The sequence below is a fragment of the Corynebacterium sp. MSK158 genome (assembly GCF_030229085.1).
GTDB lineage: Bacteria > Actinomycetota > Actinomycetes > Mycobacteriales > Mycobacteriaceae > Corynebacterium.
In genome coordinates, this window is record NZ_JASPHJ010000003.1 from 177,793 (window position 1) to 191,347 (window position 13,555).

A 13,555-nucleotide genomic window follows, 5' to 3' on the forward strand; every position below is an offset into this window, starting at 1 on the left:
AATCAGGGTTTCCCAACGGCAGTTGAAAGCGGTTAGAACCCTGCCTTCTTCAGGGCATCGGCCATGGCACCACCACCGCCGGTGCTGCCTGCACCACCCGTGCGGCCGCGCGAGCCACCCCGGGATCCGCGCCCAGACTTGTGGCCGGAGCGCTTTCCTTCTCCCCTGCCACCGGACTTGGCGGAACCGCGTGGGGAATCACCGCGGCGTTTGGGAGCCGGCTGCCCCGGTTCATCATCCAAACGGAGGGAGAGACCGATGCGCTGGCGCTCCACATCAACCTCCATGACCTTCACCTTGACCACCTGGCCAGAGCGCACGACCTCGTGCGGATCGGAGACAAACTTGTGGCTCATGGCAGAAACGTGGACGAGGCCATCCTGATGGACTCCAACATCCACGAAGGCGCCAAATGCCGCCACGTTTGTCACCGTGCCCTCAAGAATCATGCCCGGGGTGAGATCGGAGACCTTATGTACGCCTTCTTTAAAGGTGGCGGTCTTGAACTCAGGGCGCGGGTCGCGTCCGGGTTTATCCAGCTCGGCGATGATATCGGTCACCGTAGGAATACCGAAGGTCTCATCCGCAAAGTCCGCTGGCGCCAGCGTGCTAAGTACGCGGGTATTGCCAATAAGTTCAGAAATACCCAGGCCCGTCTTCTCCGCGATGCGGGAGACGAGAGGATAGGCCTCTGGGTGTACGGCAGAGGAATCCAGCGGATCGGTACCGCCGTTGATGCGGAGGAAACCCGCAGACTGCTCAAAGGCCTTAGGTCCAAGACGCGGTACCTTCTTCAATTCCTTGCGGGAAGCGAAAGAACCGTGTTCATTGCGGTAGGAAACGATATTGGCAGCGATGGTGGAATTGACACCCGCTACTCGCTCAAGCAACGGGACGGAGGCGGTATTGAGATCTACGCCCACGCCGTTTACCGCACTTTCCACGACGCCATCAAGGGTGCGGGCGAGCGCCGTCTGGTTAACGTCGTGCTGGTACTGCCCCACACCAATGGCCTTCGGATCGATCTTGACCAACTCAGCCAAAGGATCCTGCAAGCGGCGAGCGATGGAAACCGCACCGCGCAGCGAGACATCCATGTCGGGGAATTCCTCCGCCGCAAGCGGCGAGGCTGAGTAGACCGAGGCGCCGGACTCCGAAACCACCACTGGAGTGGGTCGCTGACCCCCAGCTTGCTTGATAAGGTCCGCAATTTCCTGGGCAAGCTTCTCGGTCTCGCGGGAGGCAGTGCCGTTGCCGATGGCCATAAGGTCTACAGAATGCTTGGCGCACAGGGTCGACAGCGTCTGAACTGCTTGGCTCCACTGGTTCTGCGGCTGATGCGGGTAGACAATGGCGGTGTCGAGCACCTTGCCGGTTTTGTCCACTACCGCGCACTTCACACCATTGCGGTAACCCGGATCCAAGCCGATGGTGGCACGCTGGCCAGCAGGTGCCGCGAGCAGCACATCGCGCAAATTGGTCGCAAAGATCTGCAGCGCGCCTTCCTCCGCAATCTCTTTGAGCCGCATGCGAACGTCCAGGCTGGAGGAAATATAGAGCTTGGTGCGCCATCCCCAATGGACGGCGTCGGCAAGCCACTTGGAGGAGCGATCCAGCTCGAAGCGGGAGGCGATTACATCCTCGTAATCGGCGTCATCGCCGGCATCTAGCTGCAACTGCAGCACGCCCTCATTCTCGCCACGCAGCAGCGCCAAAATGCGGTGCGAAGGCAGCTTGTGGAAGGGCTCGTTGAAATCAAAGTAGTCCTTAAACTTCGCGCCTTCGGCTTCCTTGCCCTCAACAACGCGCGCGCCCATGGAGCCCTCAGTAAACATACGCTCGCGCACTTCACCCACCAGATCCGCGTCGAGCGCGAAGCGGTCCACCAAAATGGCGCGGGCGCCGTCGAGGGCCTTCTTGGTGTCCTCAAAGCCCTCGGTGGTAAAGGCCTGTGCCAACTCTTCCGGAGCGGCGTTGGGATCCGCAATGAGCTTATCGGTCAGCTCCTCAAGGCCGGCCTCGCGGGCAATATCGGCCTTGGTTTTGCGGCGCTTCTTATACGGCAGATACAAATCTTCTAGGCGCGCTTTGGTCTCGCAGGCAAGGATTTGCTCCTTGAGGGCGTCGCTAAGCTTGCCTTGCTCTTCAATCGCCGCAAGGACGGTCTCCTTGCGCTCCTGCAGTTCCTTCAGGTAGTTCGCGCGCTCTTCAATGGTGCGCAGCTGGGAATCATCCAGCCCACCGGTGGCCTCCTTGCGGTAGCGGGCGATAAAGGGCACTGTATTGCCCTCCGCAAGCAGCTGCAACGCGGTAGAAACCTGCGTTTCCTTGACGTTGAGCTCGGCGGCGATAGTGGCCGCAATATTCACGTGGTCTCCTCACTCTTTCTCGAGGCTTGGGATTAGACCCACCCAATTTACCGCACGGCCCCTCCACTGCCTTCGCTTGCCGACGCCCCCAAGACACACAAAACCTCCTTTCCCCAGTAAGGAAAGGAGGTTGCCGTAGCGCGTTCTTAGTAGATAACCACGCGGGCGTTATCGCCGCCGGAGCAGGAAACGCGCGAAGAGCTACCGGAGCAGTACATGGTGTAGGTACCACCGGTGGCCGGCGAGTAGACACTCAAGGTAGCGCTGGTTCCGCCGCCAGCGACCCAGTTATTCATAAACGCGGTATAGACGTTGCTGGCAAACCCGCTGGAGGTTTTGCTGGTAGCCGCATAGTAGCTAGTGAAGTCACTCCAAGAGTGCCCATTGCTACTGCCAGAAGACGCTGCCTGTGCCGGCGCTGGAGCTGGAGCATCCTTGGTCTTGGTCACCGTGACTGGGCTGGAATCTTCATCCTCTGCATCGTCCTTGGACGAGGAGCCGGAGTGCTTGCTAGATCCGGAGCCGGAACCGCTATTAGCATCAGCTTGTTGGAATTGACTATCGGCGGCCGCGCTAGTCGATGCATCATCGTTGTTATTGGTCACGAACATAATGACCATGGCGGCCACCGCGATGACCGCCACAATGGCTGCGATAATCGCGGCGATCGTAGCGCCGCCTACGCCACCCCTTTGCTGCGGCTGGGAATAATACTGCTGATTGTACTGGGGCGGCTGTTGGTTATATCCACCGTAGTTATTGCCGTTGGGAGCCGTCATAGTCAGGGACCACCTTGGGAATAGGAATCTGGAGGGAATGTCCCCTTTACCATAACCCCAAACGGCCTAAGCGCTGCAGATTTAGCGTGAAAATGCGGCGATTAATTTTCTCGTCGGCGCCTATTGCGCAGCTTCCGCCCGCCATACCGCTGGGGTACCAAGCCCCATCTCTGTAAAACCGATTTCCGCGCTCCCCAACCACAGCGCTTCCGGGGGCAAACATTCCGCCACAGTGGGGGCCACGGTGGCTAAGGGGTGTGCGGTCTCACCGTTAACTATAAGCCGCCACACCGGAATTCCCTGCGGTCGCTGACCAAACCTGAAACGGTATTCCTGCGCTAACGGGCTGCTCTCCGGGCATGACTCCGCTACCTGAATGACGAAAATGCTAGCTGGATGAAAGCCCTGAGCACGTAGCCTGTCAGGCAGTCCTGCGAGGCAATCCTCATTCTCTCGAGTTCCTAGAAGCACGGAAAGATCAGCACTAACCTCCATTAGCCTTCACCCTTAGCCTTAGCTTCCTGCTCCAACTGCGCAATGAAAGCCCTATCATCCTTGTCTAGCTCGGCTACTTCCAGCAGCTCGGGACGGCGTTGCCACGTGCGCAGCAATGCCTGTTCCCTCCGCCAATTGTCAACCAAACCGTGGTTTCCCGAGGTGAGCACGTCCGGCACGGCTAGGCCACGCCACTCTCGCGGCTTGGTATAGCTCGGGCCTTCCAAGAGACCATCAGAAAAAGAATCTTCCTCATGAGAGCGCTTATTCCCCAGCACACCGGGGATGAGTCGCACTACCGCCTCAGCAATCACCAACGTGGCTACTTCCCCACCGATCAACACATAATCGCCGATGGAAACCTCGCGCACGCGGTATCGCCGAGCGGCGTCATCCACCACGCGCTGATCGATGCCCTCATAACGCCCGCAGGCAAAAACAATGTGCTCCTCATTGGACCACGCCCGCGCATCTTCTTGGCTAAACGGTTTTCCCGTCGGCGTCGGCACGATAAGCAGTGGAAGGTCGCTATCCTCATCGGCCATGGCATCAACCGCATAGGCCTGGGCCTCTACCCCTTCTAATTCATCGTGGCGCGGACGGTTCAGATGTGGCAGCGCAGACTCTAGATTAGGCGCACTTTCCCGCGCAGCGACGCTATCGAGCGCCGGCCCCCAAACTTCTGGCTTCATAACCATGCCGGGGCCACCACCGAACGGCGAGTCATCGACAGACTTATGCGCATCCGTAGCCCACTGCCGCAGATCGTGCACACCTACCTCAAGGCGACCTTGTTCAATGGCCTTCCCCAAAAGCGCATGCCGCAACGGGTCCAGGTACTCCGGAAAGATGGTGATGACGTCAAGCCTCATAGGTCGAGCAGTCCTTCCGGCGGATCTATGGTGCACGTTCCGGCCTCTAAGTTCACCTCAGGAACAATGGCATGCACGAAGGGAATGAGCGCCTCCTTGCTGTTGTCGAGTACTACCTCCAACAAATCCTGGCTTCCACCGTGGATGACCGATGTGACCTCACCGATCTCCTCGCCCGCCAGAAGTACGCGAAGCCCTTCCAGCTCATGGTCATAAAAGCCATCATCATCACTGTCGAGCGGAGCGGCAAAGAACTTGGTACCACGTAGGCTATCCGCCACTGTTCGGTCTCTGATCTCTTCGAAGGTGACGAGCAGCCTTCCCTTATGGCTCCGGACCGCCGTGATAGTTAGTGTGTGCCCCTTCTTGCCCTGCGTACCATGAAGAACTTCCCCAACCGCAAAGCGCACCTTCGGTTCATCCGTAGTGGCCTCGACTACGACTTCGCCTTTCACGCCGTGCGATTTAATCACGCGACCAATCATCAATTCCATAGCGGAAATTCTACAACACAGCTCTCTTTGCCCTTGTCAGTCGTAAAATTCCGCCACCTTAGAAAGCAAACCCAGAATTTGAGTGTCATTGTCGTTAAAGTGGGCCCATGAGCAACCTACCTACCAACTCCCCGGAAACCTTTGGCGCGGCTTCTCATTCCAGTGGCACCTCTGCCATGACCGCGCTCAACCTGCTCGACATCGCACCAGATACCGATCCGCGACGCCCGCGCCCAGGCGTCCAGCGCGTCTTAAGCGCAGATGGTGCCAACCTCATTCTTTTTAGCTTTGCGCCTGGACAGTCCCTGCCCGATCATAAAGCCGTACATCCCATCACCGTGCAGGCGCTGCGCGGAGAGCTTGACTTCAGCTACGGCAGTGAAACCATCACTCTCGCCCCCGGCTCTATCGTGCACCTTCCTGCATATGAGGTGCACAAAGTCGAGACTACAAGCGAGAGCGGCGACCCTTTCACCCCCGCAGTTTTGCTGCTCACCATGCTAACCAAATAATTTATACACCCATAGGTTTTGGTGATAAAATGAGTTTTATGGAAACGCACAATAAGTCTTACCATCATGGAAACCTCCACGATGAGCTGCTCCGTATCGCTGTTCAACTAGGCAAAAGAAGCGGCCCAGACGCAATTACCGTTCGTGCGGTTACCCGCGAAGCAGGAGTGTCCCCTACCTCCGCATACCGCCATTTCAAGGACCAAGAAGAACTGCACGATAAGGTCGCTGAACTTGCCACCGATGAGTTGGTCCAGCGTTTACACGAAACTACCGAGACTGCAGAGGGCCTAGATTTTCCAGAGCACCTGATGCAGATTGGTTACGCTTACCTCGAGTTTGCCATGGATGAGACCAATTTCTTCCGCTGTATGCTGGAGTGGAAGGCGCTGCGTTTCATGCTTGGCGTAGATCCCAATACGGAAGATGATCCGAAGATGGATCATCTACAGCAGATTCGCGATTTCTTCGCCCTGTTGTCCCGCCATGCGGAAGCGCTGGACAATACCACTGACGCTACGTATTTCATGCAGAATGCTCTGCTGGCCTGGTCGGCCATTCACGGATTTACCGTACTTGCCATCAATGGCCCTATGTCACAGCTTCCACGCGAGCAGATCCTCGAGCTTTTCACACCGGTTGTTACAGGCGCCCTGCGCGGCATGGACTTTAAGGATCCCTCTAACGTCTACAGCCGCTACTCCAACTACAAGCCACAGAACTAAAGGTGAACTGGCATATCCCCAACATGGATGCCGCAAGTTTCCTAGCGCGTCACAATCAGTAGCGACCGCGCACGCAGCCCCGTCAAGGACTAGCGTGCGCGGTCGCTATCGTGTGTCAGCGTTCTTCTCCAAACAATAAAGGCCCCGCTACTACGATCAGTTATCGTAGCGGCGGAGCCCGAAGCTAGAGCGCTATGCGCTTAGCAAGGGAGGCAGATTACTCTGCGGACTCCTCGGAAGCTTCCTCAGCCTTCTCCTCGGCCTCAGCGTCAGCTTCGCCGGCGGCAGCAGCGGCAGCCTCTGCAGCAGCAGCTTCCTCAGCAGCCTTCTTCTCGGCCTCTTCCTTGGCCTTCTTCTTCTTTTCAGTGATGGCCTCGATGGTCGGGCCGTTGTTGGCCTCAGCCAGTGCCTCGTTGAAGATCTCCAACTTGGACTTCTTCTCCTCAGCAACCTTCAGGGTGCCCTCTGCGCCCGGCAGGCCCTTGTGCTTCTGCCAGTCACCGGTGACCTTCAGTAGAGCAAGAACCGGCTCGGTTGGCTGTGCACCAACGGACAGCCAGTGCTGTGCACGCTCGGAATCGATCTGGATGAGGGAGGGCTCTTCCTTCGGGTGGTAGATACCGATGTTCTCGATGACCTTGCCGTTACGACGGGTGCGGGCATCAGCAATCACAACGCGGTACTCAGCGGCGCGGACCTTGCCTAGGCGCTGCAGCTTGATCTTGACAGCCATGTTGGCTCCTTTACTAGTCACTGGGCAGTACAGACGCGCACGAGATTGTGCGCCGGTTCAACCCTTGGATTTTATCTGCGCGTGACATACCGGCCGACCGTAGACGGAAACGGTGCTACGCAGAATATTACGTTCTTCAGTTTATCTAGCTCAGAAATCCGAGTAGACAACCTGAAATATTTTAACGCGAGTAGCTGCATTTTCAAAAATTAATACGGCACGCACGCAGGTTCGTTATGCCTGCGATACTGAAGCAGAGTACCCTTAAGGGCCGAATATAGACATTTCGTTTCATATGTATGGCGCGCCTTCCGCCCCACCATCTTGGCAAAGGCGCACGAAAAGACAGTTTATGACTAAAGAATCACCGCGAAATTTCCGGTACCGCTATGACCTTGATGGTCTGCGCGGTATTGCCATCGGCCTAGTAGTTATCTACCACGTATTCGTCGGACGGGTATCCGGCGGCGTCGACGTTTTCCTGCTGCTATCCGGCTACTTCTTCTTGGGCTCCCAGCTGCGCTACGCAAGCAAGCCTAACGCCTCCCTGAACCCATGGTGGCCCATCTGGCGTACCTTGCGGCGCCTGGTACCAAGCTTGGTTTTGGTCATCGGCGTGACCTACATTCTGGTGCGCATTTTCACCCCGCAGCTCATGCGCACCGAGCTCACCCAGCAAATCACAGCCACCATGCTGTATTACCAGAACTGGGAGCTAGCAGAACAAAACGCCGACTACACGGCGGCCGCGGCTGATACTTCACCGCTGCAGCACATGTGGTCCATGGCCGTGCAGGGCCAGTTCTACATCATGGGTATTGCCTTCGCGCTCATCTTGGCTGCCATCATGAAGTTCCGGCCGGAGCAGCAGCCTTTGGGCAAGCGCAGCTTCCCCACGGTTAACCAGATTGCTGGCCCGATCCTCATCGTGGTCACCATCACCTCCTTCGCCTATGCCTCGCGCCACGGCCTCTACGGAACTCCGGAGAACTACTACTCCACCTGGTCGCGCGCTTGGGAGCTAACCTTGGGCGCAGTCCTGGCCATCTACGGTTCCTCCTGGAAGATTCCAGCCCGCCTCTATGACCTCTTTACTGGTCTGGGCCTTCTGATGCTCATCTTTACTGGTGCCATCATCGCGGATACCACTGCGTATCCTGGCCCGCTTTCCCTCTTGCCACTAGGCGGCGCCGTGCTCATTATCTTGGGCGGCGGTGGCAAGATTTCCAAGGCCATGGCCTCCAAGCAGGCGCGCTGGCTGGGCGATGTAGCCTACCCGCTCTACCTGTGGCACTGGCCATTGCTCATTTTGTCCACCTCCTACCTGGGTCAAGAAACCCCGTCGTGGTGGTTGGGCGTCATCATTATCGTCATTTCGCTAGTGTTGGCGCACCTCACGCACCGCTTTTTGGAAAAGCCCCTGCGCCAGCATCGCAAGCGCCCTACAGCCGAGGACTTGCCGGTACGCAAGGGACTTTCCACTCTAAAGACGCCGGCCGGTGCCGCCCGCGGTGTCGGCGGCGTACTGGTGGCCGCCACCGTCGTCGGCTTGTTTGCAATCCAGCCACTGTGGATGCGTACCCTCGACGATGCGGAGACCGAGCTTTTGGATCCTGCCCTCTACCCCGGCGCTACTACGTTCATCAATGACATCACCCCAGCGGATAACGTGGAGATTAAACCCGATCCGATTTTAGCCCGCGGCATCCAGCCACCGGTTGCAGCTAACTGGTGCTTTATACCGCAAAATATGCCTGCCGATTTTTTCTTCGAAACCCGGAAAGATAAGCAAACTCCATGCACTTTCGGTGACGTGAATTCGGATAAGGAGGTGTACTTGGTAGGCGGTTCGCACGCGGAACAATACTCTTCCGCGCTTGACCGCTTGGGCAAGGAAATGGGCTTTAAGCTGGTACCGCTGCTGCGCCAGGGCTGCCCGATTGAGTTGGGCGACGATGTCACCGTGACCCCAGAGTGTGCCGAGTGGGGCAAGCTGGTCATGGATCGCATCGAAGAGGCGAACCCGGCCTTGGTCATCTCGAATACCACGCGCCCGCAAAATGAATATGGTACCGGCCCTGATGCCGTGCCCGCCGGCTACCAGGCATTCTGGGATGAATTGGCCGACCGCGATATTCCTTTTTTGGGCTTCCGCGATAACCCGTGGGGATTCGATGAAGAAGGCCGCCCACGTGAGTTTGATGAGTGCTACGTCGCTACCGAAGATGCATACGGCTGCGGCATGCGCGTTGAGCAAGTCTACCAGCCTTATGACCCCGGTGCGGTCGTACTATCCAAGTACCAGAATATGCTCTCAATCGATACCGCTCCGTGGTTCTGCGACGCCAATGGTGACTGCCCGGTCATCATCGGCAATACGATGGTCTACCGCGACATGCACCACATCACCAATGCTTTTGCGGAATCTGCAATTCCAATGATCCGCGAGGCACTAAAGCCCTTCCTCAACGGGGAAAAAGTCCAGCAGGAAGCCCCGGATATTCCACCGGAGCAAGCTGCAGGAGCCGTGGAGCAAGCGCCCGCAGCGCCTACCAACGCCGGCAAGCAACGTGCCAACCCAGTCCCCTACCCCAAGGCTGGGCAAGAAAAGGCAGTCTAACCCTTAAGATCCAAAACCGACTGTGCTTTCGCGAAGCCGGTTTAAAGGGGGCGTAGACAAATGCAAGCACAAAAGGGGCTTCCGCGCGAATGCGGAAGCCCCTTTGCTCTGGCTACGGGCTAGAAAGACTACTTTGTGCCCTTGCCAAAGTCCAAGTTGTCGAGATCGATATTTTCCATTCCCTTCGGCATCTTTGGCATGCCGGGCATACCTGGCATACCACCGCCGCCGCCCATTTGCTGCTGGAGCTTTTGCAGCTCCTCCATGGACGGCATGCCGCCACCAGGCATTCCTGGCATTCCGCCCATGCCCGGCATACCGCCCGGCATCTTCGGGCCACGGTTGCCTCCGCCGCCCTTTCCCTTCTTGCGCTTGCCGTTTTTACCCTTGCGGCCCTTAGGCTTCTTCTTGGTAGCGGAGCGACCGCCCATGCCGCCCATGCCGAATTGGCCGGCCATCTTGGACATCATCTTCTTAGCCTGGTTGAAGCGCTCAATGAGCTGGTTGACCTCGGAAACGCTTACACCAGAACCATTAGCAATGCGCTTGCGGCGCGATGCATTGAGAATCTTCGGATCCTCACGCTCCTGCGGCGTCATACCGCGAATGATCGCCTGGATGCGGTCCAGCTGCTTTTCATCCACCATGGCGGCCATTTCATTCATCTGCTTGCCGCCGGGCATCATCTTCAGCAAGTTGCCGATGGGGCCCATCTTGCGGATCATCAGCATCTGCTCAAGGAAGTCATTGAGCGTCAGCTCGCCAGAGCCCAGCTTAGAGGCTGCCTCTTCGGCCTTCTGGTGGTCTAGGGTTGCTTCAGCCTGCTCGATAAGGGAGAGCAAATCACCCATGCCCAGAATACGGCTGGACATGCGCTCTGGGTGGAAGACATCGAAATCATCGAGCTTCTCACCGGTAGAGGCGTACATGATGGGCTTGCCGGTGACCTCACGGATAGACAAGGCCGCACCACCACGGGCGTCACCATCCAGCTTGGTGAGAACGACGCCGGTAAAGTCCACGCCATCGCGGAAGGCCTCGGCCGTCTGCACGGCGTCCTGGCCGATCATGGAGTCGATGACAAAAAGGACTTCGTCCGGGTTGACGGCATCGCGGATATTGCGTGCCTGCGTCATCAGGGTCTCATCGATGCCCAAGCGGCCAGCGGTATCGATGATGACCACATCGTGCTGCTTCTGCTTGGCCTCAGCAATGCCCTGCTTGGCGACGTCCACTGGGTCCCCATGCGAGGTACCCATTTCATGCTCGTTGGAGTCCAGGGAGGTTCCCGGATCCGGCGCAAAGGTCGGCACCTCAGCGCGCTCGCCGACGATTTGCAGCTGCTGCACTGCGCCTGGGCGCTGCAAGTCACAGGCCACCAGCATCGGGGTATGGCCCTGCTTCGCCAGGTGCTTGGCCAACTTACCGGCCAAGGTGGTTTTACCAGCACCCTGAAGGCCGGCGAGCATGATCACAGTCGGCGGGTTCTTAGCCAAGTTCAGGCGGCGAGTTTCGCCACCAAGGATCTCAATGAGCTCCTCATTGACGATCTTGACTACCTGCTGGGCTGGGTTGAGCGCCTCAGAAACTTCCGCGCCGCGGGCGCGTTCCTTGATGCGCTTGATAAAGCCACGGACGACGGTCAAAGACACGTCGGCTTCCAGCAGCGCGAGGCGGATCTCGCGGGCAGTGGCATTGATATCAGCCTCGGTCAGTTTGCCCTTACCGCGCAGGCCCGCCAGGGCTGACTGTAGGCGGTCTGATAGTGAGTCAAACACTACGGATGCGCTCCCTTTATTTAGATCGATCTAAAGTTCAACTATTCAATCTTAGTCCCTAGCCAGGGCCCTGGTCACATTCCCCACCACGGTAGCGCGAGAAACCTGCCCGGCGAGGTACACATTGACAATCATCGTCGCGCCCAAAATCTCATGGCGCAGCCACACAAAGTCCGGCAATGCCTCAACCAAGTGCCCTAAAGCGCCGATGCGCTCGACTGTCCGGATGACCAAAATGCCGCCCACATCGAATGCCGCAGTGGTCACCTCTCCAGTAATGGCCGGCAGCTCCGTATAAGTTCGTGAGTTATAGGACTGGATAAACCTTATCTCCTGCGCTGCTTCCTTTAGGGTCTGTTGCACCGTGCGGATGAAAAACTCCGCCTTATAGGCACCGTCCTCCTCGCGAACGATTTTCGCCCGCACGATGGTCCACCCCAGAGCCGATAACAAGGCAAAGATGCGCTTTAACTCTTCTTGCGAGGAACCGCACCACGACACACTAACTTCTTGGTCTTCCCAATCCACTTTGAGCGCAACGCCTTCGCTAGATAGCGGTACATGCACAGCAGGGCGGTCGAGAACACGTGGTTTGAGCGCCTCAAGTGCCCGCGCGACGATCAGCTTCTGTGCTTGCTCCACCCGCGGTGTCCACACGCCAGGCCCGGTCGATTGGGCATCAGCCTCAGCCAACACCGCTAACAGGGATATAGTCAGCTGGTCATAATGCGCGGCAGCCAAGAGGGCGTCGCGAGCGGCATCGGAAGCTGGGTCCATCGTCGCTGCTAACCGCGCCAAGGTGGTATGTTCTGCCACCAGGGTTTGGGCGCGCGACCTATCGGCGACGCTCAGCCGCATACGGGCTGCCTGGCGGGTAATCATCTCCGCACCTACTTGGGCATGAGCGCGCCCGTAGCCCTTGCCTATGTCATGGTAAAGCGCGGCCAGCAGCAATAAGTCAGGACGAGCCACCGAAGTACGCATCTGCGCGCACCGCGTTACCGTTGCGATGAGATGATGGTCCACCGCATTGACGTGGCTGCGCTCGCGCGGCAACAAGCCGCGCACATGCCCCCATTCTGGGACTAAGCGTTCCCATAGGCCATAGCGGTCCAAGTCCTGTATGACGCGCGGCGTGCATCGCGGCGAGGACAAAATAGCGAAGAAATCATCCACCGCTGCCCGCGGCCAGCGTAGCGGCAGCTCGGGCAGGCCTTGCAGCTGGTGCCACGTGGTCTCGGCGATGATATATCCCGTGCGTGCCGCGGCAGCCGCCACGCGGGTGAGCAGCCACGGGTCCTCTACATTTGGATTGCGGGAAAGGAAAATGTTGCCGCCCTCGGACACCACGTCCACATCGAGCGGGCGGCGCCGGCCCCGGCCGGTCACTGAAGCATTACGGCCTAGCACCCCACGGGCGGTAGCAAGGCCGCGCTCCACCGCCTTATTGACCGTGGCTGCAGCGCTGACCAAAGCCGCTGTCAAGGCATAACGACTTTCAAACCCCAGGTCCGCAGCTACATCCGCGGCGAACTCGGGATCCAAGATATCCCGGTGGCGCCGGGCTGTGACGTGCAGGAGCGTGCGGGCGTCGAGAAGCAGCCGCTGCTCAACGTCCAAATCTGGAAAGTCGCACAGGTTGCCCAAAGCCATCGCGCGCAAGAGCTGAATATCGCGCAATCCCCCGCGCCCATTTTTCAAGTCCGGGTTCGTCATCGCTGCCACAGCGCCCGAACGCTTCCACCGAGTAATCGCGGTATCCAAGAAATCATCAAAGCCGCGCTGCAGCTGGCGCCGCCACGCTGCGAGCAATTGCGCCCGTGCCTCATCCACCAGAACCTTGCGCCCTGCTACAAAGGCCAAATCCAACTGGGCAAAGCCGGCAGAGGCATCTTCGGCGGCAATCGCCCCGCACTCTTGCGGGGTGCGCAGGGCATAATCCAGGCGGTACTTGGCATCCCACACGGGGTACCACAGCTGCTCCACCAAAGCCGGATCTGGCTCGTGACCTTCCGGATAGATGAGGATGACATCAATATCAGAGTGCGGAGTCATCTCATTGCGCGCAAAGGATCCGGTGGCAGCGAGCGCTGTTCCCGGTGGAAGCTCGAGACTGCGCAATACACGAAGCGCCGAGGCATGGGCCTCGGCGCGAATCTGTGCGGCGGTATGCATGCG

At 58.3% G+C, this 13,555-nt stretch carries 10 protein-coding genes; 3 read left to right on the forward strand and 7 right to left on the reverse strand.

Annotated features, from left to right (window positions below):
• Positions 1–32 precede the first annotated feature (32 nt).
• The 4 genes from QP915_RS04095 to rimM form a co-directional block, all read right to left on the reverse strand.
• Positions 33–2,369: a Tex family protein gene (locus tag QP915_RS04095; protein ID WP_284768192.1), complete on the reverse strand. Its 2,337-nt coding sequence runs from the start codon at positions 2,367–2,369 to the stop codon at positions 33–35.
• A gap of 146 nt (positions 2,370–2,515) precedes the next feature.
• Entirely contained in the window at positions 2,516–3,148 is a 633-nt protein-coding gene (locus tag QP915_RS04100) for a hypothetical protein (protein ID WP_284768193.1), read from the reverse strand.
• Between the two features lie 494 nt (positions 3,149–3,642).
• A complete protein-coding gene (gene trmD / locus QP915_RS04105; RefSeq protein WP_284768195.1) occupies positions 3,643–4,515 on the reverse strand; it encodes a tRNA (guanosine(37)-N1)-methyltransferase TrmD in 873 nt (290 codons plus the stop codon).
• Positions 4,512–5,009 carry a ribosome maturation factor RimM gene (gene rimM / locus QP915_RS04110; RefSeq protein ID WP_284768196.1) on the reverse strand — a complete coding sequence of 166 codons (498 nt, stop codon included), beginning with the start codon at positions 5,007–5,009 and terminating at the stop codon, positions 4,512–4,514. The genes trmD and rimM overlap by 4 nt, the downstream gene beginning before the upstream one ends.
• A gap of 107 nt (positions 5,010–5,116) precedes the next feature.
• Between rimM and QP915_RS04115 the strand changes: the two genes are divergently transcribed.
• Both QP915_RS04115 and QP915_RS04120 read left to right on the forward strand, forming a co-directional pair.
• Positions 5,117–5,521, forward strand: a complete 405-nt coding sequence (locus QP915_RS04115; protein ID WP_284768198.1) for a cupin domain-containing protein — start codon at positions 5,117–5,119, stop codon at positions 5,519–5,521.
• 38 nt (positions 5,522–5,559) lie between these two features.
• Positions 5,560–6,246 carry a TetR/AcrR family transcriptional regulator gene (locus QP915_RS04120; protein WP_284768200.1) on the forward strand — a complete coding sequence of 229 codons (687 nt, stop codon included), beginning with the start codon at positions 5,560–5,562 and terminating at the stop codon, positions 6,244–6,246.
• Between the two features lie 217 nt (positions 6,247–6,463).
• Here the strand turns inward: QP915_RS04120 and rpsP are convergent, their stop codons facing one another.
• Positions 6,464–6,979 (reverse strand): 30S ribosomal protein S16, encoded by a 516-nt coding sequence (gene rpsP / locus QP915_RS04125; RefSeq protein ID WP_005325261.1) that lies wholly within the window; start codon positions 6,977–6,979, stop codon positions 6,464–6,466.
• A gap of 352 nt (positions 6,980–7,331) precedes the next feature.
• Between rpsP and QP915_RS04130 the strand changes: the two genes are divergently transcribed.
• Positions 7,332–9,599 carry an acyltransferase family protein gene (locus QP915_RS04130; RefSeq protein WP_284768201.1) on the forward strand — a complete coding sequence of 756 codons (2,268 nt, stop codon included), beginning with the start codon at positions 7,332–7,334 and terminating at the stop codon, positions 9,597–9,599.
• A 128-nt stretch (positions 9,600–9,727) separates the two neighbouring features.
• Here the strand turns inward: QP915_RS04130 and ffh are convergent, their stop codons facing one another.
• Both ffh and QP915_RS04140 read right to left on the reverse strand, forming a co-directional pair.
• Positions 9,728–11,377: a signal recognition particle protein gene (gene ffh / locus QP915_RS04135; RefSeq protein ID WP_284768202.1), complete on the reverse strand. Its 1,650-nt coding sequence runs from the start codon at positions 11,375–11,377 to the stop codon at positions 9,728–9,730.
• 51 nt (positions 11,378–11,428) lie between these two features.
• A complete protein-coding gene (locus QP915_RS04140) occupies positions 11,429–13,552 on the reverse strand; it encodes a [protein-PII] uridylyltransferase (RefSeq protein ID WP_284768203.1) in 2,124 nt (707 codons plus the stop codon).
• Positions 13,553–13,555: the final 3 nt, after the last annotated feature.